This window comes from Novosphingobium pokkalii, assembly GCF_014652855.1.
GTDB lineage: Bacteria > Pseudomonadota > Alphaproteobacteria > Sphingomonadales > Sphingomonadaceae > Novosphingobium > Novosphingobium pokkalii.
Genome location: NZ_BMZP01000008.1, coordinates 44,975 through 68,387, shown reverse-complemented (window position 1 = coordinate 68,387; position 23,413 = coordinate 44,975). Strand labels below are relative to the sequence as shown.

Sequence of the window (23,413 nt, the reverse complement as noted above, 5' to 3'; positions counted from 1 at the left end):
TGTACCGCGTGATCGCGGTGCATCGCAGAGCCTGACCGGTTTGCCGGTTGGACGCAAGATTTCGTCAGAATTCCGACCAGTCCTCCATGCTGCCACCGCCGCCGCCAGCCACCTTGCGCGGCGCGGCTACGGCAACCGGAGCGGGCAGGGCGCGCGGCGTCGGGGCGGGCACAGCCACTGGTGCGGGCTGCGGCGCCGCCGCAACGGCAACGGGCATCGCGGCCACCACTGCCGGGCGCGGCGCCGGGCTGCTGCCACCCGCGCGGAAGCGGGCGACCAGGTTGCCCAGGGCATCCGCCTCGCTGGCCAGAGTGCGCGCGGCGGCGGTGCTCTGTTCCACCATGGCGGCGTTCTGCTGGGTCATGCGATCGAGCGAGCCGACCGTTTCGTAGACTTTCTTGACGCTGTCCGATTGATCGGCGGTCGCTTCGGCAATGCTGGCGACCAGGCTGCGGACGTTGCCGATGCGGGTGATGATCGCCTCCAGCGCTTCGCCGGTGCGCGTCACCAGTTGCACCCCGGCCTGGACTTGGCCCGTGCTCTGGCCGATCAGCGCCTTGATGTCGTTGGCCGCGTCGGCAGAGCGCCGGGCGAGGGCGCGCACTTCGGTGGCGACCACGGCAAAGCCCTTGCCGGCCTCGCCTGCGCGCGCGGCTTCCACCCCGGCGTTCAGCGCGAGCAGGTTGGTCTGGAACGCGATGCCTTCGATCAGGTCGATGATCTGGTTGATCGTCTGCGAAGACTTGGCGATCCCGTCCATCGCGGCCACCGCCTCGGTCACCACCTGGCCCCCGTCGCTGGCGGCGCGGGCGGTTTCCTCGATGGTCTGGCGCACGGCGTCGGCCTTGCTCGCGCTGTCGGTCACCATCGCGGTCACGTTGCGCATCGCGCTGGCGGCAGATTCCAGTTGTGCCGCCTGGGCCTCGGTGCGGTGGGCCAGGTCGTCGGAGGCGGCACGGATTTCGGTCGATCCCGTGCGGACGTTGTCGGCCGCGCCCGTCACCGCGCCGATCACTTTGCCCAGTTCGGCCGCCATCGTGTTGAAATCGTCGCGCAACTGGGCAAATGGCCCTTCCAGCCCGCCTTCGATCCGCGCGGCCAGGTTGCCGCTCTTGAGATCGGCCAGTGCCACGCCCAGGGTGCGCACGATCAGGTCCACTTGCGCCGCCTTGGCCGTGTCGGCAGCGGCCAACTGGTCGCGCAGCGCGTCGAACGCGCGCGCCAGGTCGCCCAGTTCGTCGGCGCTGTCAGTGGCATCCACCCGCGCACCACGGTCGCCGGCACCAAGCCGGGTCAACGCCTCGGTGACTTGCGCCACCGGGCGGGCCACCAGGCGTTCGAGCAGGCGATAGCTCCAGGCCAGCACCACGATCAATCCGGCCAGCGCGACCAGCCCGGTCGCCAGCGAAAACCAATAGGCCTGATTGGCCGCAGCCGTGGCTTCGGTGATATGGCCGCGTTGATATTCGATCAGCTTGTCCAGCGCCGTGTCGATGGCCTGGGCTCGCTCCTCGTTCTGCTGGATCAGGGCTTGCGCCTCGGCTTCGCGCCCTTGGCCAGACAGCGTTTCCACCTGGTCGGCCATTGTAGCATAGCCGCTCCAGCCCTTGGCAAAGGCGTCGACAAAGCCGGCTTCATTGGCGTCGAGATCCGTGCCTTTGAGGCCGGCCAGGCCCTTTTCGATTTCTGCCCGGTTCTCGGCGATGCGGCCCTTGTGGCGTTGCATGGCGGTGGTTGTGCCCGGCATGGTCAGCGCCCGCAGGTCGGCGTCGATCTGGGCAACGGCCGTGTCCATACCGTTGGCGAGCAGCGCCTGCGGCACATGGTCGCCAGTGATTTCCGCGTCTTCCCCGCTGATCTGGTACAACCCGGCACTGATCATCGCCAGAGCAGCCATGATCATCACGGCGATGATCGTGAACAGCCGCGACAGCTTGCGGCGGATCGGCGCGTTCCTGAAGTATTCCATTCGCACTCACCTGGCCAGCCAACGCCGCGCAGGCGCCGGTTCTCAACCAGCGTGATTGCCACAAGGCGCTTAGGCCCGGTTCAATGGCTGCCTAAGCGAAATCGCCTATGCCCCTTTGGGCGGGATCAGGCGTCGATCAGGTCGCGGTCCAGGTCACCGGCGCGGTTCTGGATGAACATGAAGCGGTGTTCCGGATTGCGGCCCATCAGGCGATCGACCAGGTCCTTTACCGCCGCGCGACCTTCGTATTCGGGCGGCAGGGTGATGCGCAGCAGGCTGCGGCTGGCCGGGGCCATGGTTGTTTCGCGGAGCTGGCCTGGGTTCATTTCGCCCAGGCCCTTGAAGCGGCCCACTTCCACTTTCTTGCCCTTGAACTTGGTGCGTTCCAGTTCGGCGCGGTGCGCATCGTCGCGCGCATAGGCCGAAACCGTGCCTGCCGTCAGGCGATAGAGCGGCGGCTGGGCCAGGTAGAGATGCCCGCGCTTCACGATTTCGGGCATTTCCTGGAAGAAATAGGTCATCAGCAGGGTGGCGATGTGCGCACCGTCGACGTCGGCATCGGTCATGATGATCACGCGGTCATAGCGCAGCGCATCGGGGTTGCAGTCCTTGCGCGTGCCGCAGCCCAGCGCCAGATTCAGGTCCGCGATTTCCTGGTTGGCGCGGATCTTGTCGGCCGTGGCGCTGGCCACGTTGAGGATCTTGCCGCGAATGGGCAGGATCGCCTGGGTCTTGCGGTCGCGCGCCTGCTTGGCGCTGCCGCCGGCCGAATCGCCTTCCACGATGAACAGTTCGGTCTCGCCGCTGCCTTCGCCCGAACAATCGGTCAGCTTGCCCGGCAGGCGCAGCTTGCGGGCATTGGTGGCGGTCTTGCGCTTCACTTCGCGCTCGGCCTTGCGGCGCAGGCGCTCGTCCATCCGCTCCATCACCGCGCCCAGCAGCGCGCGACCCCGGTCCATGTTGTCGGTGAGGAAGTGATCGAAATGGTCGCGCACTGCCGCTTCGACCATGCGTGCCGCTTCGGGCGAGGTGAGGCGGTCCTTGGTCTGGCTCTGGAACTGGGGATCACGGATGAACACCGAGAGCATGATCTCGCTGCCGGTGATCATGTCCTCGGGGGTGATGTGCTTGGCCTTCTTCTGGCCGACCAGATCGCCAAAGGCGCGGATGCCCCGCGTGAGCGCCGCGCGCAGCCCCTGTTCATGGGTGCCGCCATCGGGTGTGGGAATGGTGTTGCAATACCAGGAATAGGCGCCGTCGGACCACAGCGGCCAGGCGATCGCCCATTCGACGCGGCCCATTTCCTCGCCACCCGGACCAAGCGGAAAATCCTGCCGCCCGGCAAAGGGCGCGGTCGTGACGCATTCGCGGCCCTTGACCTGCTCGGCCAGGTGATCGGCGAGGCCGCCGGGAAACTGGAACACCGCCTCGGCCGGGGTATCGTCGGCAATCAGCGCGGGATCGCATTTCCAGCGGATTTCCACCCCGGCAAAGAGATAGGCCTTGGACCGCACCAGGCGGAACAGGCGCGCCGGCTTGAATTTGGCATCGGCGCCAAAGATCGTGGCATCGGGAATGAACGTGACGGCCGTGCCGCGCCGGTTGGGCGCATTGCCCACGCGCGCGAGCGGGCCAGTGGCGATGCCGCAGGAAAACTCCTGCGCGTAAAGCTCCTTGTTGCGGGCCACTTCCACGCGCGTGAGCGTGGACAGCGCATTGACAACCGAGATCCCCACGCCGTGCAACCCGCCGGAGGTGGCATAGGCCTTGCCCGAGAACTTGCCGCCCGAATGGAGCGTGGTGAGGATCACTTCGAGCGCGGACTTCCCCGGATACTTCGGGTGCTCATCCACCGGGATGCCGCGCCCGTTGTCGGTGATCGTCACTTTGCCCGGCGCACCCTCGGCGGCTTCCAGCAAGACCTCGATGCGGTTGGCGTGGCCGGCCACGGCCTCGTCCATCGCGTTGTCGAGCACTTCGGCGACGAGGTGGTGCAGCGCGCGCTCGTCCGTCCCGCCGATATACATGCCGGGGCGGCGGCGCACCGGTTCGAGCCCCTCCAGCACTTCGATGGCCGAGCCATCATAGCTTTCTTGGGGGCTGCCCTGCGGCAGCTTGTCGAACAGGGAGCCGGAATCGTCTGTCGCCATGAGAACGGCTATAGAACACGCGCGAATTGCCGCGCAAGCCGTCGCCGCTCCCTTATCCGGCGGATTCCGTCAATTCCCGAACTTTTCGGGCGCCCGCGACACGGTGATGACCGTGCCACCCGAAACCTCGCGCACTTCCAGCGCGCGCTCGGCCACGCCATTGGCGTTGAAGCGGAACACGCCATCGGTGCCGATGAAGCCGTCGCGATCATAGAGGCGGGTGGTGGGGAACAGCGTGCCCGGCTTCCACCCCCGCGCGATGTTGAGCGTCAGCAGCACCGAGTCATAGCCCAGCGTGGCAATGCGCGCCGGGGCAGAGCCAAAGCGCTGGCGATAGGATTGCTCGAAGCGCGGCAGGCGATCGTCGGAAATCGCGGCGAACCAGGCGCCCTTCATCGCCGGGCTGCGCGCCAGCGCCGGGTCGCCTTTCCACAGCTCGGTGCCGAGCAGGCGGGTGCCCTTGGCAAAGGGCGCGGCCTGGAGTGCGATGCGCGCGCCATCGCCGATCAGCAGGGCATCGATCGGCCCCTTCGCCTTGACCCGGCGCACCGCGCTGGCGGCCGAAGTGTTGCCGCGGTCATAGGTCTCGATCGCGGTCAGGTGGATGCCCTGGGCGCGCGTGGCGTCGGCCAGCGCTGCGCTCACTCGCTGGCCATAGGTGCCGGTGGGCACGATCGCGCCGATCGTCTTCACGCCCTGCGCGCGGGCATAGCCGATCACGCGGGCGATCGATTGGCTGGGCACCTGGCCCAGCACGAAGACATCGCGATCGGCCACGGCGCTGTCGTTGGAATAGGTGATCATCGGCACTTTGGCTGGCCGCGCCACACCGGCCACCACGCTGACGTCGTCTGCGGTCAGCGGGCCAAGGATCAGGCGATTGCCGTCGAGCACGGCCTTGCTCGCCGCCGCCGCCGCGCCGCTGCCGGTGTCATAGGTGGTGATGCGCAGCGATTGCGCGTTGGTGTCGAGCAGCGCCATCGTCGTGGCGTTGGCGATCGCCTGGCCCACGGCGGCATTGGGCCCGGTCAGCGGCACCAGCAGGGCCACGCGATGGCGGCCGGCGTCGCTGGGCAGCACGTTTTCCTGCGGCGCGGTTTCGCGGGGCGGGGGCGGGGCGCCCTGCGTGCCGGGCTTGGGAATGACCGAGCACCCGGCCAGCAGCACCGCCGGCAGCGAAAGGGTCAGCCACTGGCCCACACGGCGACGGCTCCATCCGGCCGGCGCGTTCGTTGCGCCCGAATTGCCGTTGTTGCCGCTCTTGCCCATCATCATCTGCTTGCCGCTCCCGTAAGGCCGGTCCATGGAAAAGGAATGGAAACACCACCCCTTGCGCCCGGGCTCTATATCGTGGCCACGCCCATCGGCAATCTTGGCGATATCACCGCCCGCGCTGCCGACATCCTTGCCCGGTGTGACGTCATAGCCTGCGAAGATACCCGCGTCACGGGCAAGTTGCTCAATCATCTGGGAATCCGCAAGGCGATGCGCCGGTATGACGATCACGCTTCGGCCGAAATGCGCGAGCGGATTCTCGGTGAAATGGCCGAAAAGTCGGTCGTGCTGGTGTCGGACGCGGGGACGCCGCTGATTTCCGATCCAGGCTATCGCCTGGTGCGCGAGGCGCGCGAGCGGGGCCTTTCGGTTACCAGCCTGCCGGGGCCGAGCGCAATGATCGTGGCGCTGACCCTGGCCGGGCTGCCCACCGACCGCTTCCTGTTCGCCGGATTCCTGCCCTCCAAGGATAAGGCGCGCGGCGATGCGCTGGCAGGGCTTGCCGCGATTCCCGCCACGCTGGTGTTCTACGAGACCGGCCCGCGTCTCGTCGCCTCGCTCGAAGCGATGGCGCAGCACCTGCCGGGCCGCGAACTGGCCGTGGCGCGCGAGCTGACCAAGCTGCACGAGGAATGCCGGCGCGGCACGCCCGAGGAATTGATCGCGCATTACACGGCTCATCCGCCCAAGGGCGAGATCGTGCTGCTGGCCGGCCCGCCGCCCGAACCAGCCGCGCCGGAAGCCGACGATATCGACGCGCTGCTGCGCGCCGCGCTGGCCCATGCCTCGCCCTCGCAGGCGGCGGGGCAGGTGGCCAAGGCGCACGGGCTCGATCGCAAGGCGCTCTATGCCCGCGCCATGGCCCTGAAATCCCAGGCATGAACCGGGCGCGGGCCGAAGCGCAGGGCCGGCGCGGCGAATGGCTTGCCGGGCTGTACCTGCGGCTGACCGGCTGGCGCGTGCTGGCCCGGCGGGTGAAGATCGGCGTGGGCGAGGTGGACCTGGTCGTGCGGCGCGGGCGCACCGTGGCTTTCGTGGAGGTGAAATGGCGGGCCAGCGCGGCCGCGCTCGATACCGCGATCGATGCCCGCCGCCTCTCTCGCGTCGCCCGCGCGGCGCAGGCCTTGGCGCCGCGCTATGCGGGGCCGGACGATGATGTGCGGATCGATGTCATCCTGATTACGCCGGCGCACTGGCCCCGCCGCATCGTCAACGCCTGGCAGGCCTAGGCATGCACCAAGCCGCGCACGTCCATCAGCACCACGGCGCAGGCGACAAGGCACAGAAACGGGGTAACGAGCCGGGCGGCGAGCATCGATGATATTTCCTGCTGGGGTTGCACCTCGTTTTTGGTCGCGCTGCTGCCAATTCACCTTTAAGTGAGCCACCCGCAAGACCACGGATATCATTCGGAGCACTGCCTTGACCCTGCGCGTTGCGGTCCAGATGGACCCTCTCCATTCGATCAAGATCGGTGGCGATTCGACCTTTGCCCTGATGCTTTCGGCGCAGGCGCGCGGGCATGAGCTGTGGTATTACCACGTCACCAGCCTGGCCTGGGAAGCTGGCCGCGTCACGGCCGAGGCGGCGCCGGTCACCGTGCAGCATGTGCAGGGCGATCACTACAAACTCGGCGAAACGCGCAAGATCGACCTGGGCCACGATATCGACGTGGTGTTGATGCGCCAGGATCCCCCGTTCGACCTGGGCTATATCACCGCCACGCACCTGCTCGAGCGACTGGAGGGCGAGACCCTGGTGGTCAACGATCCGCGTTCGGTGCGCAACGCCCCTGAAAAGGTATATGTGCTCGACTATGCGCGGTTCATGCCGCCCACGCTGATCACCCGCTCGGCGCACGACGTGCGCGCGTTCCAGCACAAGCACGGCAACCGCGCCGTGGTGGTCAAGCCGCTGCATGGCAACGGCGGCAAGGCGGTGTTCAAGATCGAGGCGGACGGCGGCAACCTTTCCGCGCTGGCCGAACTGTTCGGCCAAGTCTGGCCCGAACCGTTCATGGTGCAGCCGTTCCTTCCCGAAGTGGCCGAGGGCGACAAGCGCATCGTGCTGGTCGACGGGGAAGTGGCCGGCGCGATCAACCGCAAGCCGGGCGAGGGCGAGTTCCGCTCCAACCTTGCCGTCGGCGGCTATGCCGAAGCGGCCACGCTGACGGCGCGCGAGCAGGAAATCTGCGAAGCGCTGGGGCCGGAACTGAAGAAGCGCGGCCTGATCTTCGTGGGCATCGACGTGATCGGCGGGCAGTGGCTGACCGAGATCAACGTCACGTCACCCACCGGAATCGTCGCCATCGACAAGTTCAACGGCACGGACACCGGCGGCATGATCTGGGACGCGATCGCGCGGCGGATCTGACCAGCACGCGGGGCACTTTTCCGCCCCGCGCGTTGTCCTGACCATGAACGACTGGATTTTGCAGCTTATTGCCGACGGCGGCTATTGGGGAATCGCGTTCCTGATGGCGCTGGAAAACATCTTCCCGCCGATCCCGTCCGAAGTGATCATGGGCATGGGCGGCATCGCCGTGGCGCAGGGGCGCATGGAGGTGGTGCCCTTGATGGTGTTCGGCACGGTCGGCTCCACCTTGGGCAATTATGCCTGGTTCCTGCTGGGCCGCTCGCTGGGCTATCGGCGCTTGAAGCCGTTCGTTGCGCGCTATGGCCGCGTGCTGACGCTCGATTGGCCAGCCATGCGCCGCCTCGTCGCGTTCTTCCGCCGCCACGGGCAGTGGGTGGTCTTCGCCATGCGCTTTTCGCCGGCCATGCGCACGATGATCTCGCTGCCGGCCGGGCTGGCGGCGATGGGCCATGTGCGGTTCCTGGCCTTCACGTTCGCCGGCGCAGCGATCTGGAACGCGCTGCTGGTCTGGGCTGGCTGGCACCTGGGGCAGCATTACGAAAAGGTGGCCGCCTATACAGGCCCCGCCTCGCTGGCGCTCACGGCCGTGCTGGTCGGCGCTTACCTGTGGCGGGTGATCACCTGGAAACCGCGGGAAAAGGTCGAACTGGACCCCGGATCAAGTCCGGGGTGACGAATAATACGCAACGTCACCCCGGACTTGATCCGGGGTCCAGCTTCTTCAACCCCACAAAAAAGGCCGCATCTTCCGATGCGACCTTTTCCGTTTTTACTGCCCGCCGCCTTGGGCCAGCCATTCCTCAAGATACTTGATGGAATAGCCGCCATCGAGCACCGTCGGGTCTTCCAGCAGGCGCTGGTGCAGCGGGATCGAGGTCTTGACCCCGTCGATCACCATTTCGGCCAGCGCGCGCTTGAGCCGCATGATGCAGCCCTCGCGGGTGCGGCCATAGACGATCAGCTTCGCGATCATCGAATCGTAATAGGGCGGAATCTTGTAGCCGGCATAGAGCCCGCTATCGACGCGCACGTGCATGCCGCCCGCCGCGTGATAGCTCTTCACCAGGCCCGGCGAGGGCGCAAACGTGAAGGGATCTTCGGCGTTGATGCGGCACTCGATGGCGTGGCCCTTGAACTCGATCTCGTCCTGCGTCACCGACAGCGGCTTGCCATCGGCGATGCGGATCTGTTCGCGCACCAGGTCCACCCCGGTGATCGCTTCGGTCACCGGGTGTTCCACCTGAAGGCGGGTGTTCATTTCGATGAAATAGAACTCGCCGTTTTCCCACAAGAACTCGATCGTGCCCGCGCCGCGATAGCCCATGTCGGCCATGGCCTTGGCCACGATTCCGCCCATGCGCGCGCGTTCGTCGGCCGAGATGACCGGCGAGGGCGCTTCTTCCAGCACTTTCTGGTGGCGCCGCTGCAACGAGCAGTCACGCTCGCCCAGGTGGATTGCCTGGCCGTTGCCGTCGCCAAAGATCTGGAATTCGATGTGGCGCGGGTTGCCCAGGTACTTTTCCAGGTAGACGGTGGCATCGCCGAACGCGGCCTTGGCTTCCGAGCCGGCCTGCTGCATCAGCGTTTCCAGGTCATCCGGGCTGTTGCACACTTTCATGCCGCGCCCGCCGCCGCCCGAGGCAGCCTTGATGATCACCGGGTAGCCAATTTCGTCGGCAATCTTCCGGGCTTCTTCCACATCGGAAATCGCACCGTCCGAACCGGGGACCAGCGGCAGGCCGAGCGCGCCGGCGGTGCGCTTGGCTTCCACCTTGTCGCCCATCGTGCGGATGTGCTCGGGCTTGGGGCCGATCCAGGTGATGCCATGGGCTTCGACGATTTCGGCAAAGCGGGCGTTTTCCGAAAGGAAGCCATAGCCCGGGTGGATCGCGTCGGCCTGGGTGATCTCTGCCGCCGAGATGATCGCGGCGATGTTGAGATAGCTGTCCTTGGCGGCCGGCGGGCCGATGCACACCGCATGGTCGGCCAGGCGCACGTGCATGGCATCGGCGTCGGCGGTGGAATGCACCGCCACGGTCTCGATCCCCATTTCGTGCGCGGCGCGATGGATGCGCAGCGCGATTTCGCCGCGATTGGCGATCAGCAGGCGCTTGATGGCCATCCCAGCGCGTCCTTAGCCGATTACCACGAGCGGCTGGTCGAATTCGACCGGCTGCCCGTTGTCGACCAGAATCTGCTTGACGGTGCCCGAAGCCGTGGCAGTGATCGGGTTCATCACCTTCATCGCTTCCACGATCAGCAGCGTGTCACCGGCCTTCACCGCCTGGCCAACCGTGATGAACGCGGCGGCACCCGGTTCGGGCGAGAGATAGCAGGTGCCGACCATCGGCGACTTGACCGCACCGGCCAGATCGGCGGCGGGGGCAGCGTCGGCCGCAGGAGCAGCTACGGCGGCAACCGGGGCTGCCACGGGTGCGGGCGCTGCGACCATCTGCGCCAGGGGGGCGGCGGTCAGCGTGCGCGCGACGCGGATCTTGCGCGAACCGTCTTCCACTTCGATTTCGGAAAGCCCGGTGTCGGCCAGCAGTTCGGCCAGTTCGCGCACCAGCGCGCTGTCGATTGCCATGGTTGCGGCGGTCTTGTCGCCGGTGTCGTGGCCCATTGTTAACCTCACAGGTGGGAAAGTCTGGCGCAGCGCCATGCCCGCATGGCGCCGTGCTGGCAAGGGGAAACGCGAGCGCAAACGCCCGTCCTTGGGGGAAAACGGCGCTCGCGGTGCCTTAGAGATGCAAAACCGCGTCCAGCGCCACGATATAGCTGGCCGGGCCAAATCCCGCGACTGTGGCCTTGGCCGCCATGCCGACATAGCTCTTGTGGCGGAATTCCTCGCGCTTGTGCGGGTTGGACAGATGCACTTCGATCACCGGGGTCTTGATGCCCTTGATCGCATCGTGCAGCGCCACGCTGGTGTGGGTATAGGCGCCGGCATTGAGCAGCACCGCCTTGGCCCCCACCGCCTGCGCTTCATGCAGCCAGTCCACCAGATGGCCTTCGTGATTCGACTGGCGCACGTCCACGCTCAGCCCCAGCTCCTGCGCGCGGTCTTCCAGGCGGCCGGCAATGTCGTCCAGCGTGTCGTGCCCATAGATCTCGGGTTCGCGCATGCCCAGCAGGTTGAGATTGGGCCCGTTGAGCACGAAGACGACAGGGGCGGCAGTATCGGTCATGATCGGGTACATCTCCAGCCGGAAAGCGTGGCCGGTTGATAGCGCGCGCGGTGCCGCACGCAAGCGGCGCGTGCCGCGTTTCGTCAGCCGATGTCAGCTTACTGCGGGCGGGCTGCCGGGGTTGACCGGGCCGGGCAGGCCTTCGGCCGGCGGCGGCTGGCTCACCAGTTGCTGCGGCTCGGGATCGGGTTGCAGATCGAGCGAAGGCTCGTTTTCGCTTTGCTGCTGCTGGTCGAAATCGCCTTCGACCGGGGGTTGATCGTCCGGATTGGCATTCTGGTTGTCGGGATCGGTGCTGTCGTCTCCTTGGCCAACCGTGACGGGCGAAACCGAACCGGCGGCCGATTCGGCGGCGGCGGCACGCTTTTCGGCGGCAGCGGCCTTGGCTTCGGCGGCGGCAATGCGCTCTTCCAGCTTGCGGTCCCGCTCGCTTTCGCAGCCCGCCAGCGTCAGGCTGCCCAAGGCCAGCGCCAGGACCGAAAGCCGCCGCAATGGCATGCGCGAGGGGTGGAGCAGGGTGAGCATCGTGCCCCATGGCCTAGCAGCCAAAGGTTACCGCAAGCTAACCAGGTGCTTGGCAGGGCGGGGGGCGGGATCACCAGGCGGTGGCACCGCCGTCGACCGAAATGTCGGCACCCGTCACGTAACGGGCCTCGTCGCTGGCCAGCCAGATCGCGGCAAAGGCGATATCCTGTGGCTCTCCCAGCAGCGGCAGCATGTTCTTGGCCAGCACTTGTGCCTTGAATGCGGGATCGGCCGCGAGATGGCGGTCCGTCGCTGCGGTGTGGATGAAGCCGGGGGAAATGGTATTGGCCCGCACGCCATGCGCCGCCCCTTCCATCGCCAGTTGCCGGGTCATCGCCAGGACGCCGCCCTTGCCGGCGCAATGGGCCAGTGCCGGCGATCCCGGCAGGGCGTGATGGGCATTGGCACTGGCAAAGTTGATCACGCTGGCCCGGCCGCTGGCCTTGAGCCAGGGCCAGGCCGCGCGCGTGGGCAGGAACACGATATCCAGTTCGCAGGCCAGCGTGCGCTTCCAATCCGCGTAACTCAGTTCCTCGATCCAGCCGAACACCGCGAAGGCGGCGGCATTGACCAGAATGTCGATCCGCCCATGTGTCTCGCCGATGCGGGCGAACAGCGCCGCGACGGCGGCTTCGTCGGTCAGATCGCAGGTGTTCTCGCACCCGTCCAGGTCTACGCGGATTACCGTGGCGCCCTGGTCGGCAAAGGCTTGGGCCACGCCCGCCCCGATGCCATTGGCCGCGCCGGTCACGACGGCCACTTTGCCAGCCAGTCGTCTATCCACCAGTCGCCTATCGATGGCCCGCTTATCCATGGAGGTTCGCCAGCAGGCTGGCCCCGTCCACATCGCCCATCCGGGCGATCTTGCTGGCGCACAACAGCAGGACCACCAGCCCGACCACGGCGCCGCAGGAAAACACGACAAAAGCGTTCAACACGCCACCGACATGCGTCGCGGCCAAGGTGACGATCACCGGGCTGAGGAACTGCCCCAGGGCAAAGGCGCTTTGCCACATGCCGGCGCCGCGCCCGCGCACTTCATAGGCGAGCAGGCTCATTGCCCAGACCAACAGCGTGGGCAGCAGCAGGCCGGCCCCCAACTGGTTGACAAAGCACCCGACCATGAATGTGCCGGCGGTGTTTGCCCGGCCCATCAGCAGGAAGCCGACCGCCAGCAAGGCGAACTCGATAGTCAGCAGGCGCTGCACCGGCCAGCGGCCGATGCGCGAATAGGCAAAGGTGCCCAGCGGCACGCCGATGCTGGCAATGGAAGTCAGGAAGCCCGCGCGCGCCGGATTGGTCACGCCGAGCACGGCCAGGCCGGATGAAGCCTGGATCTGCACGGTGTAGAAGAAGATCGCGCCATAGACGGTGATCGCCAGGATCAACAGCATGCGGGCCCAGGGAAACCCGGCCCAGCCTGCCGACGACGCATGCGCGTGAATCTTGGCCGCCTGGCCATGCGGCACGTCGCTCTTGGGCTCCCGCGTATAGACCAGCACCAGGGCCAGCATGAGCAGCGCCGAAAGATAGACCCAGAACGGCGTGCGCCAGCCGAAACTGCCCAACTGTCCGCCAATGTTGAAGAACAGCAGCGCCGACAGCGAAGCAAACGCCGTCTGCGCGGCCAGCCACTTGTCGCGCGCCCGGCCCTGGAAGGTATCCCCGATCATCGTGGTCGAAAGCACCATGATCAGGGCCTCGGCAATGCCCACGCCCACGCGGCTGATCAGGATTGCCCACAGGCCACGCAGAAACACCGGGGCCACGCCGACAGCGGCATAGATCACGAAGGACGCCATCAGCAGGCGCCGCCGCCCGAATACGTCACCCAGCAGGCCGGCGAAGGTCGAGAGCAGGGCAATGCACAGCGCCGGGATCGTCAGGATCATCGGCACCCAGTATTCATGTCCCGGTACACCGGAAAATTCGGCCAGGATTCCGGGCAGGACGGGTGCGAGCAGGACGATCGCCATGGTCGACAGCGTGATCGGCAACAGCAAGGCTATGCCCGTCATCACACCTGGTTCTTCGTTCTGCCTCATCTGTGCTCCATGGGGGGCGCACGCTCCTTGTGGGGGATCGCACTTTGTTGGGGATCGCACTTCGTTGGGGATGGCACTGGGCAGGCCGGCGCCGCTGGTCGGCCAACACCGGCCAAGCCTGCCGGTTTAACATCTTGCTTGTTGGCGGAATGCCCCCTCGCATGGGGTGCGTCACAAGGTGGAGAGCCGGCCTGGTTCAGCCGCTTTGGCCGTTCCAAAAGTCGCTGCCATCCCTTCCACCATCGGACATGGCGCGGTTCTGCGCCGGTATTTCTCTCCCGATTTCTTTGCAAACCCATGCCCCATCCGGCCTGGGTTCGACAAACCCAAATTGGCGATGGATGGCTATCGGGCAAACCGGATTGCGGCTTGGAGGCTGCGGGGGAGGGGGGGGATTGGGCTCAAGGCCGCCTGCGCGCAGCCACGTGGTCGCTGTTTTCGCGGGATGGGGAAGCTGTTTTTCCAGACTGTCGGTCTGCGCCACCAGCGCAAGATTGCGGCGCCCCCGCAGGGGTGAGCTGTCGACTAGATTTTCGGAAAATTGGTCGGGACGAGAGGATTCGAACCTCCGACCCCCACACCCCCAGTGTGATGCGCTACCAGGCTGCGCTACGTCCCGACCGGTGGGGCGCCTCTAGGCGGATCGCCGGGGGATGGCAAGCCCCCTGGCAGCCAACTTTTTGCGGGGTGCGGGATTTGCCTGTGGATTGTGCCGCAGCCAGGGCACGTGTCGCCGGCCACCGGCGGCTTCCGAGAGGCTTCATTGCCTTGCCGTGCCCAAACTGCTAGCAGCCCGGCCCAATTGCAACAATCGGAGGCTGGTGCGGCCAAACGTGCCGTGCCGGGGGTTGCAAACCCTGTCCACCGATCCCACGAACGGTCCTGTCATGATCAGCCTTCTTTCCGCCGCCGCCGCCAATGCGGCTTCGCCCCCCGCCTACCTCCAGTTCCTGCCGCTGGTGGCCATGGCCGTGATCTTCTACTTCCTCATCCTGCGCCCGCAGATGAAGCGGCAGAAGGAACACCAGCAGCGCCTCGCCACCCTGCAAAAGGGGGATCAGGTGGTCACCGCCGGGGGCCTGGTGGGCAAGATCGTGCGGCTCGACGATCATTACGTCGATCTGGAGCTGGCTCCCAACGTGCGGGTCAAGGCCGTGCGCTCCACTCTGGGCGAAGTCGTGCCTCCGGGCAGCGGCGCCGCCAACGACTGACCGTTCCCGGCCTTATAGACCTCGGATACCCCGCCCATGCTCGATTTCCCGCGCTGGAAGGTGCTGATGCTCTGGGGGGTGACCATTCTGGTCGCCCTGGCATCGCTGCCTTCGCTCTGTTCCGTCGCCGGCCTCACCTGGCCCTCGGCCCTGCCTTCGCCCATGATCAACCTGGGCCTGGACCTGGCCGGTGGCAGCCACATCCTGCTTGAGGCCGATCCGTCGCAAGTGCGCCAGCAGCGGCTGGAAGCCATGGACGAATCCGTGCGCAACAAGCTGAAGACGACCGATGCGACCATCCGCATCAGCGATATCAGCAACAACAACGGCAGCCTGACGTTCCTGGTCGAGGATGTCACCAAGGTCGATGCCGTGCGCGAAGCGATCCTGCCGCTGACCAGCGGCGCGGGGCTGACCGGGCAGCGTGACTGGAACATCCAGGTGGTGGACGGCAACCGCTTCGTCCTCACCCCCACCCAGGAAGGCATCGACCAGGCCGTGAGCCAGGCGATGGACACGGCCGTGGAAGTGGTGCGCAAGCGCATCGACGGCCTGGGCACCAAGGAGCCGACGATCCTGCGCCAGGGCGCGCAGCGCATCGTGGTGCAGGTGCCCGGCCTGCAAGACCCGCAGCAGCTCAAGGCCTTGCTGGGCCAGACCGCCAAGCTCGAATTCAAGCTGGTGGACCAGAGCGCGCTGCCGTCTGACCTGGCGCGCGGCATTGCCCCGGTGGGCAGCCAGATCGTGCCTTATGCCGATCCCAAGACCGGCGGCGCGCCGATCGCGGTCAAGCGCCTGGGCGGCATTCGCGGCGATGAACTGACCAACGCGCAGGCGGGCAACAACCCGCAGACCAACGAGCCGGTGGTGAACATCACGTTCAACACCGAAGGCGGCGCCAAGTTTGCCAAGCTGACCACGCAGAACGTGGGCAAGCCCTTTGCCATCATCCTCGATGGCAAGGTGCTGTCCGCGCCCAACATCAACGAGCCGATCCTGGGCGGCAGCGCGCAGATTTCCGGCCACTTCACCGCCGAAAGCGCCGGGCAACTGGCGATCTCGCTGCGCTCGGGCGCGCTGCCGGTCGATCTCAAGGTGGTGGAAGAGCGCACCGTCGGGCCTGACCTGGGCGCGGACTCGATCCGCAAGGGCGTGATCGCCATGGCCGTGGGTACGCTCGCGCTCGTCGTGTTCATCATTGCCACCTATGGCCGTCTTGGCGTCTATGCCTGCGTCGCGCTGGTCATGAACATGCTGATGATCCTGGGCGTGATGGCCACGATCGGCGCCACGCTGACCCTGCCGGGCATTGCCGGCTTCGTGCTCACCATCGGCGCGGCGGTGGACGCCAACGTGCTGATCAACGAACGCATCCGGGAAGAACGCCATCGCGGCCGCCGCGTCGTGGCGGCGGTCGAGACCGGCTACAAGGAAGCCAGCCGCGCCATTTTCGACGCCAACGTCACCAACGTGATCGCCGCGGTGTTGATGGCCAGCTTCGGCACCGGCCCGGTCAAGGGCTTTGCCGTCGTGCTGATGATCGGCATTGCCACCTCGGTCTACACCTCGATGTGGCTCACCCGCATGTGGGTGGCGCAGTGGCTGCGTCGCGCCCGCCCGACCGACCTGCATTTGTGAGAGGGGAGCGCAGACCATGAAACTCCTGAAGCTCGTTCCCGACAACACCAACATCCACTTCCTCAAGTGGCGCGTGCCATTCTATTTCGGCAGCCTGCTGCTGATGGCGGCCTCGCTCGGCCTCGTGTTCACCAAGGGCCTTAACCTGGGCGTTGATTTCGTCGGCGGCCAGATGATCCGCGTGACGTTCGAGCGCAGCGCAGAGGCCCCCGTGGCCGACCTGCGCAGCGAAGTGGCCAAGCTCGGCTATGGCGAGCCGATCATCCAGCGCTATGGCAAGCCCAACGAGATCTCGATCCGGATGAAGCTGCCCGAGGGTGCGGAACACGATGCCGCGCAATCGGACAAGATGGCCCGCACCATCACGGCCGACATCAAGAGCCACCATGCCGACGCGCGGATCGACGGCGTCGATTCGGTTTCGGGCAAGGTGTCCAAGGAACTCGGCTGGGACGCGTTCAAGGCGCTGGGCTTTGCCGCGCTGGCTGTGGCCGCCTATATCTGGATGCGGTTTGAATGGCAGTTCGGCATCGGCGCGCTGTTCAGCCTGGTGCACGACGTGGTGCTGACGCTGGGCATGTTCGCGCTGACCCAGATGGAGTTCGATCTCAATATCGTGGCCGCGCTGCTTACCCTGATCGGCTATTCGCTCAACGATACCATCGTGGTCTATGACCGTGTGCGCGAAAACCTGAAGAAGTATCGCAAGATGCCGCTGCCCGAGCTGCTCGATCTCTCGGTCAACGAAACCCTGGCGCGCACCATCGTCACCTCGCTGTCGATGCTGATCACGCTGGTGGCGCTGCTCGCCTTCGGGCCGGAAGTGATCTTCGGCTTCACTGCCGCGATCACGCTGGGCATCTTCGTTGGTACCTACAGCTCGATCTACATGGCCGCGCCGATCCTGATCTGGCTCAAGGTCAATCCCAAGAGCTTCGTGCCCACCGAAACCGCGCTGGAAAAGCAGGAGCGCCTGGCTCGCGAAGGGGCCTGATGGCCTTGGTCGCGTAAGGTTTCGCACCACCCCCAGCCCCCTCCTCTAAAGAGGAGGGGGCTTTTTTATGCCCGCCTGGGTTCCCCCTCCTCTTCAGAGGAGGGGGTTAGGGGGTGGTGGTGCCTTACACCGCGCTTTTTGCAACCTTCTGGTAAATCCCCGCCAGGGCCGCCGCATTGGCTTCCCAACTGAACCGGGCGGCGCATGCGGCCACGGCTTCGGGCGCGCTCGGTTGCGCGATCAGGGCGGCCAGAGCGCGGGCGATCGCGGCCGGTTCGCGCGCGGCGATGCGCCCGGCCGCCGCGCTCGTCACCACTTCGCGCGCGCCGCCGATGTCGGGGATGACCAGCGGCGTGCCGCAGGCCAGTGCCTCGATCCACACATTGGCCAGTCCCTCGCGTTCCGAAGGCAAGACCATGGCGCTGGCCCCGGCCATCAACACCGGCATGAAATCATGGCCCAGCCCGCCCAGGAAATGGACGCGATGCGCCACGTCCAACTGGCGCGTCAGTGTGCGCAGGGCGGCTTCATCGGGGCCGGTGCCGGCTATGGCCAGGGCAATTCCTTCCATGCCCGGTTCGGCCAGGGCCTTGATCGCCAGCGCCTGTCCCTTGATCGGGATCAGCGCGCCGACACAGGCCACCAGCGGGCCTTCGGGCGGCAGGTGAAAGCGCTCGGCCAGGATCGTGCGCGCGGCGGCGCGCGGGCGGGGGTGGAAGCGGCCCCGGTCCAGCCCGGTATAGTGCACCGTGATCGCCGATTCGGGCAGGCCCAGATCGGCCATGTCGTCGGCCAGCGCCTGCGACACGCTGAGCAGCGCACCCGCGCCGCGCGCGGCATCCTGCATCTGGCGCAGCGCGGCGGGGTTGCGCCCCCACACGTGGATATCCGATCCGCGCGCCTTGATTGCATAGGGCAGGCCCAGCGCACGGGCGATCCGCGCGGCAGCCGGGCCATCGGGATAGAAGAACTGCGCATCGACCAGATCGAACGGCTGCTCGGCATGCAGGCGGCGCGCCAGCGGCAGAACCGCGCGCGTGATCAGCGCTGGGTTGATCCGGCCGGACAGGCCCGGCAGCAGGGTGAAACGGGGATGGTGCACCGGTACGCCGCTGCGCCGTTCCATCATCGGGATGGCACGCAGCGATTCGTAGCTGTGCGGCATCAGCGCGGCGGGCAGGGGAGGCAGCCCGATCGGGTTGATCACCGTCACGTCCCAGTCGGGCCGCGCCGCCAGCGCTTCCATCTGGCGCGCCACGAACCGCCCGAACCCCGGCCTTACCGAGGCCGGATAGAGCGTGGACAGGCTGAGCAGGCGCAAGGTCATGCCGCAGATCGTAGCCTGAAAATGCTGCGCTTGCGAGAACAAGCACGCCAATCCGGATAAAAACGATCGGGACAACGGCGGGTAGCGCCGTGTCGCGCGCTTAAAGTGGGCGCACCAGAACCTCGGCCACCGCGACCCATGCCGGGCGATCGATCACCAGTTGCCGTTGGCCCGGCCCGGGCGGCAGCAGCGCCACGCGGCCGTCGCGATGGTCGATCATGCGGCCAAAGGCGAAGCGCCCGCCCGGACGCGGGGCCAGCACATCGCGGTTGAGCCCGCGTCCGATTTCCGCCGCTTCCAGGCGCCGCAACCAGACCTGGTCGCCGGCGCGCCAGTCTCCCGCACTTGCTTCAATGGTCAGCGCAAGCAGGCCTTCGCGGCCCAGCAGGGCGTCGGGCAATTGCGCCGGCGTGGGTGCGGGCATCGGCTCGGTGCCGGTGGGGGTAAGCCGCGCCACCACCTGCGCTTGCGCGTCGTCACCCGCGCGGACCAGCAGTTCGGGATCGATGCCCAGCGCCGCGCCAATGCGGTTCATCCATTTGAGCGAAAGCGACCGGGTGCCCGTTTCCAGGCGGCCGATCGTCTGCGCCGTGGTGGCTGGCGTACAACGTGCGGCAACGTCGGCCAGCGTGAGCCCCTTTTGCCTGCGAATTTCGCGAATGCGGTTGATCATCAGGGAAGGCCCACAGCTACAGGCATCAGGTCTTGTTCTTTCTTACCCGTAGTTTGCATGGCAGGGCAAGCATCGATCCACAATTGTTCGCGGCGATTGTCGTTCGTCGATCTGTATCGTGATTTCATCGATTGAGGTGGCATTTTCATTGTCGCTCCCCGGTGGGCATGGCACTTCGTCACATCTGAAACAAAGACGGCAGGGAGCGCCCCTTTAGATGATGCACGGTTTGGAACGACGCGGTTTCCTCTCGCTGGCCGGTGGTGCCATGGCGGGCACCTGGTTGGCTGGCATGCCGGGTCTGGCCTTTGCGCAAGATACTGGTGACACTGCATTTGTTTCCCTGCTGGATCGGATTTTCTGGTCCAGCCTGCTGATCGAGCCAGAGCGGGCGACGGGCCTGGGCCTAGACACCGGCGTGCGTGCGCCGCTGCGCCATCGCCTGGATGGCGCGGGGCAGGGCGCGCGCGAGGCCAGCCTGGCGTTCTATCGTGACGCCCGCGCCGCCGTATCCGCATTCGATCCCGCCGGGCTGAGCGCAGCGAACAAGCGCAATCGCGCTATCGTGCTGCATCGCCTCGGCGAGGAAATGGCCGGCGCGCCGTTCGATATCCACGATCCGCAGACGCCGTTTACCGTCGACCAGCAGCGCGGCGCCTATTTCTCCATCCCCGATTTCCTCGACAACCAGCATCCTATTGCCACGCTGGACGATGCCGAGGCCTATCTCGATCGCCTTGCCGCCTTTGCCGTGGTGCTCGACGATGAAACCGCCGAAGTAACGCGCCAGGCGGGCAAGGGTCGCATTCCGCCAGCCTGGGCGATCGATCTGGCGCTGGGCCAGATGGGCAAGCTGCGCAGCGTGGCCCCGGCGCAGAGCGGCCTGGTCACTTCCCTTGTGCGCCGCACCCAGGAAAAGGGCCTGGCCGGAGACTGGCAGCGCCGCGCCACCGCCATCGTGCAGGACAAGGTCTATCCCGCGCTCGATCGCCAGATCGCGCTGCACCGCCGCCTGCGCGCCAAGTCGCCGGCTGGCGATGGCATCTGGCGCCTGAAGCAGGGCGCAGACATCTACGCCGCCGCGCTGGGCGCTGCCACCACCACCACGCTGACGCCGGAACAGGTCCACCAGATGGGCCTGGACCAGGTGGCGGACATCACTGCCCAGCTCGACAGCGTGCTCAAGGCGGCGGGCCACACCACCGGCAGCGTGGGGCAGCGCCTTTCGGCGCTCAACCGCGCCGCCGACCAGCTCTATCCCGATACGGCGCAGGGCCGCACCGACCTGATTGCCGGGCTCAACAAGAGCGTTGCCGCCATGCGCGAAAAGCTGCCGCGCGCCTTTGCCGACATCCCCAACGATCCGCTGGTGATCCGCGCGGTGCCCACCGATATCCAGGATGGCGCGCCCAACGGCTATTACAACAGCGCCCCGCTCGATGGGTCGCGCCCGGCGATCTACTGGATCAATCTCAAGTCGGTGAACGACTGGCCGAAATATACGCTGCCCTCGCTCACCTATCACGAGGGCATCCCCGGCCATCACCTCCAGGGCGGCTATGCCCAGGGCGGTGGCGAACTGCCGTGGATTTTGCGCGACTACTTCATTTCCGCCTATGGCGAGGGCTGGGCGCTCTATGCCGAGCAACTGGGCGATGAACTGGGCGGCTATGACGGGATCGAGCGCGCCGGCTATCTCCAGTCGTTCCTGTTCCGCGCGGTGCGCCTGGTGGTCGACACTGGCATTCACCACTATCGCTGGAGCCGCGAGAAGGCGACCGCCTACATGGTGGAAAAGACCGGCTTCACCCAGGCGCGCAGCCAGCGCGAGATCGAGCGCTACTGCACGATGATCGGCCAGGCGTGCAGCTACAAGATCGGCCACACCGCATGGGTGGCCAATCGCAAGAAGGCGCAGGCCGCGCTGGGCGACAAGTTCAGCCTGCCCTGGTTCCACGCCGTGCTCAAGGAAGGGGCCATGCCCCTCTCGATGCTGGAAGCGCGCATCGACGAACGCATTGCCGAGCGCCTGCGCGGCGCGTGATGGCCAATCGGGAGCCGGAGGCGGCGGTATGTGCCACCCCCGGCCTGCCGGTCAGGCATATTGGTTGATGATCTGGCCGCCGCTCGCGCTGCCGGGCTGGCTCTGGACACCCACTGCGTAAGTGCCCTTGTCCTGGCCTTGGCGCAGGTTTTGCAGGAAGGCCTTGAGCGCGGACAGCTTGCTGTCGTCGGCATCGCCATCGCCATCGCTGTCGCCGCTCTTGCTGCTGCTCGTGGCGGTGCTGTCGGTGTCGCTGGCGTTGTAGACCGTCGGCTGCGGGTCGATATAGTCGGGGATTCCGTCGCCGTCGGTGTCGGTCGTCGTGTCGGTGCCGCTGCTGCTGGCCCCACCGGCGCCCCCGCCGCCGCGCGCGCCGCCGGCTGCTGCCGAAGTGCCTCCGACCGCCCCGCCTGCCGCGCTGGTGCCATCCGGGCTGCTGCCGTCCTGCTCGCTCGGTCCGGCCGCGAAGAACGCTTTCAACTCGTCGGCCTGGTCGCTGGTCAACGTGCCGTCCTTAACCTGCTGGTCGATCAGGCTGTCGACGCGCGCTTTCATCTGCTTGGGATCGAGCGTGCCGCCGGTCTGGCTGCTGTCGCCCGATTGCAGCGAGCTGTCGATCTTGTCGAGCGCGGTTTCGATCGCACTGGCGTCGGTCTGGCTCAGAACCCCGGCCTTGACGGCGGCGGTGATGTCTTCGTCCATCCGGCTGCGCGGCGATGGGCGCTGGGTGATGGAGCCAGTGGACAGGGCGGAAATCGTGGACATCGGCAGGTTTCCCCTATGGATACCCTGCCGGTTTACACGCCGTCTGCTCCCATCGCCTTGCCGCGCGCCTAGCCCTGGCTGCTTATGTCCGGGGCGCCGATGCAAACCATTGCTTCATGACCTTTGCGCTCTGTTTCAGGCGCCTTCCACTTGCTCGGCCAGTTCCAGCCAGCGTTCCTCGGCCGCTTCCTTTTCGCTGCGCGCCTTGGCGATGGCATCGCTCAGCGCGGCAAAGCGTTTGGGATCGCGGGTGTAGAGCGCGGGATCGGCCAGCGCCGCCTCGTCGCGGGCAATCGCGGCGTCCAGTTCCTCGATCCGCTTGGGCAGCATGTCGTAGTCGCGCTGGTCCTTGTAGCTCAGCTTCGCCTTGCGCGGCGGCGGGGGAGGAGGGGGCGGCGCGGCGGTCTCGGCGCTCTTGCTGGCACCCACCTTGGGCTGCGCGGCCAGGCGCGCCTTGCGCTGGCGCTCCCAGTCGGCATAGCCGCCCACCACGATGTCCACTTTGCCCGAACCGTCCATGCCCAGGGTGATGTTCACCGTGCGATCCAGGAAGTCACGGTCGTGGCTGACGATCAGCACGGTGCCGTCGTAATCGCCGATCACCTCCTGCAACAGGTCGAGCGTTTCCAGATCGAGGTCGTTGGTCGGCTCGTCCAGCACCAGCAGGTTGGAAAAGCGGGCGAATTCGCGCGCCAGCAACAGGCGCGAGCGTTCCCCGCCCGACAGCGTGCCGACGCGCGCTTCCACCAGGCCGGGATCGAACAGGAAGTCTTTCAGATAACCGTGGATATGCTTGCGCACCCCCCGTACGTCGATCCAGTCGCCGCCTTCGGCCAGCACGTCGCGCACGCGCTTGTCGGGCGCCATCAGGCTGCGCTGCTGGTCGATCACCACACCGTCCAGTGTCTGGGCCAGCGTCACCGTGCCTTCGTCGGGCGCCAGTTCGCCGGTCAGGATCTTGAGCAGCGTGGTCTTGCCCGCGCCGTTGGAACCGACCAGACCGATGCGGTCGCCGCGCTGGATGCGCAGCGAGAAGTCCTTGATGATCGTGCGCTCGCCAAAGCGCTTGGTCACGTGGTCGGCCACGATCACCGACTTGGTCTTGCTGTCGTCGCTGGCAATGGCGAGCTTGGCCGCGCCCTGCGGCCCGGTCATCGCCGCGCGCTCGGCGCGCATTGCGTGCAGCTTTTCCAGGCGGCCCATGTTGCGCTTGCGCCGCGCGGTCACCCCGCG

At 66.6% G+C, this 23,413-nt stretch carries 21 protein-coding genes, 1 tRNA gene and 1 pseudogene; 8 read left to right on the top strand and 15 right to left on the bottom strand.

What is annotated here, in order from left to right; genetic code table 11:
* Positions 1-64: 64 nt before the first annotated feature.
* The 3 genes from IE191_RS10350 to IE191_RS10340 all read right to left on the bottom strand — a co-directional run bounded on the left by IE191_RS10350 (position 65) and on the right by IE191_RS10340 (position 5,424).
* A complete protein-coding gene (locus IE191_RS10350; RefSeq protein ID WP_191324299.1) occupies positions 65-1,969 on the bottom strand; it encodes a methyl-accepting chemotaxis protein in 1,905 nt (634 codons plus the stop codon).
* A 125-nt stretch (positions 1,970-2,094) separates the two neighbouring features.
* Positions 2,095-4,119 carry a DNA topoisomerase IV subunit B gene (parE, locus tag IE191_RS10345; RefSeq protein ID WP_191324298.1) on the bottom strand — a complete coding sequence of 675 codons (2,025 nt, stop codon included), beginning with the start codon at positions 4,117-4,119 and terminating at the stop codon, positions 2,095-2,097.
* Positions 4,120-4,188: 69 nt separating this feature from the next.
* A complete protein-coding gene (locus tag IE191_RS10340; RefSeq protein ID WP_229815239.1) occupies positions 4,189-5,424 on the bottom strand; it encodes a penicillin-binding protein activator in 1,236 nt (411 codons plus the stop codon).
* A 9-nt stretch (positions 5,425-5,433) separates the two neighbouring features.
* Here IE191_RS10340 and rsmI point away from each other — a divergent pair, with 9 nt between their 5' ends.
* The 4 genes from rsmI (at position 5,434) to IE191_RS10320 (ending at position 8,443) form a co-directional block, all read left to right on the top strand.
* Positions 5,434-6,276, top strand: a complete 843-nt coding sequence (gene rsmI / locus IE191_RS10335; protein ID WP_191324297.1) for a 16S rRNA (cytidine(1402)-2'-O)-methyltransferase — start codon at positions 5,434-5,436, stop codon at positions 6,274-6,276.
* Positions 6,273-6,623 (top strand): YraN family protein, encoded by a 351-nt coding sequence (locus IE191_RS10330; protein ID WP_191324296.1) that lies wholly within the window; start codon positions 6,273-6,275, stop codon positions 6,621-6,623. Before rsmI ends, IE191_RS10330 begins: the two co-directional genes overlap by 4 nt.
* A 193-nt stretch (positions 6,624-6,816) precedes the next feature.
* Positions 6,817-7,767, top strand: a complete 951-nt coding sequence (gene gshB, locus IE191_RS10325) for a glutathione synthase (protein WP_191324295.1) — start codon at positions 6,817-6,819, stop codon at positions 7,765-7,767.
* Positions 7,768-7,810: 43 nt separating this feature from the next.
* Positions 7,811-8,443: a DedA family protein gene (locus tag IE191_RS10320; RefSeq protein ID WP_191324294.1), complete on the top strand. Its 633-nt coding sequence runs from the start codon at positions 7,811-7,813 to the stop codon at positions 8,441-8,443.
* A gap of 96 nt (positions 8,444-8,539) precedes the next feature.
* Here the strand turns inward: IE191_RS10320 and accC are convergent, their stop codons facing one another.
* The 7 genes from accC to IE191_RS10285 form a co-directional block, all read right to left on the bottom strand.
* Positions 8,540-9,892: an acetyl-CoA carboxylase biotin carboxylase subunit gene (gene accC / locus IE191_RS10315; protein ID WP_191324293.1), complete on the bottom strand. Its 1,353-nt coding sequence runs from the start codon at positions 9,890-9,892 to the stop codon at positions 8,540-8,542.
* Between the two features lie 12 nt (positions 9,893-9,904).
* Positions 9,905-10,393, bottom strand: coding sequence for an acetyl-CoA carboxylase biotin carboxyl carrier protein (accB, locus tag IE191_RS10310; RefSeq protein WP_229815238.1), 489 nt, complete (start codon positions 10,391-10,393; stop codon positions 9,905-9,907).
* 118 nt (positions 10,394-10,511) lie between these two features.
* Positions 10,512-10,958, bottom strand: coding sequence for a type II 3-dehydroquinate dehydratase (aroQ, locus tag IE191_RS10305; protein WP_191324292.1), 447 nt, complete (start codon positions 10,956-10,958; stop codon positions 10,512-10,514).
* 93 nt (positions 10,959-11,051) lie between these two features.
* The gene (locus tag IE191_RS10300) at positions 11,052-11,483 is read right to left on the bottom strand and encodes a hypothetical protein (RefSeq protein WP_191324291.1); all 432 of its coding nucleotides are present in this window, start codon (positions 11,481-11,483) and stop codon (positions 11,052-11,054) included.
* Between the two features lie 70 nt (positions 11,484-11,553).
* Positions 11,554-12,297, bottom strand: a complete 744-nt coding sequence (locus IE191_RS10295; RefSeq protein WP_191324290.1) for an SDR family NAD(P)-dependent oxidoreductase — start codon at positions 12,295-12,297, stop codon at positions 11,554-11,556.
* Entirely contained in the window at positions 12,290-13,528 is a 1,239-nt protein-coding gene (locus IE191_RS10290) for an MFS transporter (protein ID WP_191324289.1), read from the bottom strand. The genes IE191_RS10295 and IE191_RS10290 overlap by 8 nt, the downstream gene beginning before the upstream one ends.
* A 542-nt stretch (positions 13,529-14,070) precedes the next feature.
* Positions 14,071-14,147 (bottom strand) — tRNA-Pro (locus IE191_RS10285).
* A gap of 268 nt (positions 14,148-14,415) precedes the next feature.
* Here IE191_RS10285 and yajC point away from each other — a divergent pair.
* From yajC to secF, 3 genes are read left to right on the top strand one after another with little or no spacing between them, the layout of a single operon-like run.
* Entirely contained in the window at positions 14,416-14,739 is a 324-nt protein-coding gene (gene yajC, locus IE191_RS10280) for a preprotein translocase subunit YajC (RefSeq protein ID WP_191324288.1), read from the top strand.
* Between the two features lie 36 nt (positions 14,740-14,775).
* Complete coding sequence (secD, locus tag IE191_RS10275; protein WP_191324287.1) at positions 14,776-16,377, top strand: protein translocase subunit SecD; 1,602 nt, start codon at positions 14,776-14,778, stop codon at positions 16,375-16,377.
* Positions 16,378-16,393: 16 nt separating this feature from the next.
* Positions 16,394-17,371, top strand: coding sequence for a protein translocase subunit SecF (gene secF / locus IE191_RS10270; protein WP_191324286.1), 978 nt, complete (start codon positions 16,394-16,396; stop codon positions 17,369-17,371).
* Positions 17,372-17,495: 124 nt separating this feature from the next.
* Here secF and IE191_RS10265 read toward each other — a convergent pair whose 3' ends face one another.
* Together IE191_RS10265 and IE191_RS10260 are read right to left on the bottom strand one after the other, a co-directional pair.
* Positions 17,496-18,698: a glycosyltransferase gene (locus tag IE191_RS10265; RefSeq protein ID WP_191324285.1), complete on the bottom strand. Its 1,203-nt coding sequence runs from the start codon at positions 18,696-18,698 to the stop codon at positions 17,496-17,498.
* A 100-nt stretch (positions 18,699-18,798) separates the two neighbouring features.
* Positions 18,799-19,371, bottom strand: coding sequence for a helix-turn-helix domain-containing protein (locus IE191_RS10260; RefSeq protein WP_191324284.1), 573 nt, complete (start codon positions 19,369-19,371; stop codon positions 18,799-18,801).
* Between the two features lie 217 nt (positions 19,372-19,588).
* Here IE191_RS10260 and IE191_RS10255 point away from each other — a divergent pair, with 217 nt between their 5' ends.
* The gene (locus tag IE191_RS10255; protein WP_229815237.1) at positions 19,589-21,415 is read left to right on the top strand and encodes a DUF885 domain-containing protein; all 1,827 of its coding nucleotides are present in this window, start codon (positions 19,589-19,591) and stop codon (positions 21,413-21,415) included.
* A gap of 51 nt (positions 21,416-21,466) precedes the next feature.
* Here IE191_RS10255 and IE191_RS10250 read toward each other — a convergent pair whose 3' ends face one another.
* The 3 genes and pseudogenes from IE191_RS10250 to IE191_RS21345 all read right to left on the bottom strand — a co-directional run.
* Entirely contained in the window at positions 21,467-22,180 is a 714-nt protein-coding gene (locus IE191_RS10250; RefSeq protein ID WP_191324283.1) for a hypothetical protein, read from the bottom strand.
* A gap of 135 nt (positions 22,181-22,315) precedes the next feature.
* A complete protein-coding gene (locus tag IE191_RS21350) occupies positions 22,316-22,699 on the bottom strand; it encodes a hypothetical protein (protein WP_373299283.1) in 384 nt (127 codons plus the stop codon).
* Positions 22,700-22,879: 180 nt separating this feature from the next.
* Positions 22,880-23,203, bottom strand: a pseudogene (locus IE191_RS21345) (ATP-binding cassette domain-containing protein); the annotation flags it as partial.
* Positions 23,204-23,413: the final 210 nt, after the last annotated feature.

Coding starts and splice junctions, on each gene's coding strand:
- IE191_RS10350 (WP_191324299.1), bottom strand. CDS start 1,969: ATGGAATACTTCAGGAACGCGCCGATCCGCCGCAAGCTGTCGCGGCTG.
- parE (WP_191324298.1), bottom strand. CDS start 4,119: ATGGCGACAGACGATTCCGGCTCCCTGTTCGACAAGCTGCCGCAGGGC.
- IE191_RS10340 (WP_229815239.1), bottom strand. CDS start 5,424: ATGGACCGGCCTTACGGGAGCGGCAAGCAGATGATGATGGGCAAGAGC.
- rsmI (WP_191324297.1), top strand. CDS start 5,434: ATGGAAACACCACCCCTTGCGCCCGGGCTCTATATCGTGGCCACGCCC.
- IE191_RS10330 (WP_191324296.1), top strand. CDS start 6,273: ATGAACCGGGCGCGGGCCGAAGCGCAGGGCCGGCGCGGCGAATGGCTT.
- IE191_RS10320 (WP_191324294.1), top strand. CDS start 7,811: ATGAACGACTGGATTTTGCAGCTTATTGCCGACGGCGGCTATTGGGGA.
- accC (WP_191324293.1), bottom strand. CDS start 9,892: ATGGCCATCAAGCGCCTGCTGATCGCCAATCGCGGCGAAATCGCGCTG.
- accB (WP_229815238.1), bottom strand. CDS start 10,393: ATGGGCCACGACACCGGCGACAAGACCGCCGCAACCATGGCAATCGAC.
- aroQ (WP_191324292.1), bottom strand. CDS start 10,958: ATGACCGATACTGCCGCCCCTGTCGTCTTCGTGCTCAACGGGCCCAAT.
- IE191_RS10300 (WP_191324291.1), bottom strand. CDS start 11,483: ATGCTCACCCTGCTCCACCCCTCGCGCATGCCATTGCGGCGGCTTTCG.
- IE191_RS10295 (WP_191324290.1), bottom strand. CDS start 12,297: ATGGATAAGCGGGCCATCGATAGGCGACTGGTGGATAGACGACTGGCT.
- IE191_RS10290 (WP_191324289.1), bottom strand. CDS start 13,528: ATGAGGCAGAACGAAGAACCAGGTGTGATGACGGGCATAGCCTTGCTG.
- yajC (WP_191324288.1), top strand. CDS start 14,416: ATGATCAGCCTTCTTTCCGCCGCCGCCGCCAATGCGGCTTCGCCCCCC.
- secD (WP_191324287.1), top strand. CDS start 14,776: ATGCTCGATTTCCCGCGCTGGAAGGTGCTGATGCTCTGGGGGGTGACC.
- secF (WP_191324286.1), top strand. CDS start 16,394: ATGAAACTCCTGAAGCTCGTTCCCGACAACACCAACATCCACTTCCTC.
- IE191_RS10265 (WP_191324285.1), bottom strand. CDS start 18,698: ATGACCTTGCGCCTGCTCAGCCTGTCCACGCTCTATCCGGCCTCGGTA.
- IE191_RS10260 (WP_191324284.1), bottom strand. CDS start 19,371: ATGATCAACCGCATTCGCGAAATTCGCAGGCAAAAGGGGCTCACGCTG.
- IE191_RS10255 (WP_229815237.1), top strand. CDS start 19,589: ATGATGCACGGTTTGGAACGACGCGGTTTCCTCTCGCTGGCCGGTGGT.
- IE191_RS10250 (WP_191324283.1), bottom strand. CDS start 22,180: ATGTCCACGATTTCCGCCCTGTCCACTGGCTCCATCACCCAGCGCCCA.
- IE191_RS21350 (WP_373299283.1), bottom strand. CDS start 22,699: ATGGACGGTTCGGGCAAAGTGGACATCGTGGTGGGCGGCTATGCCGAC.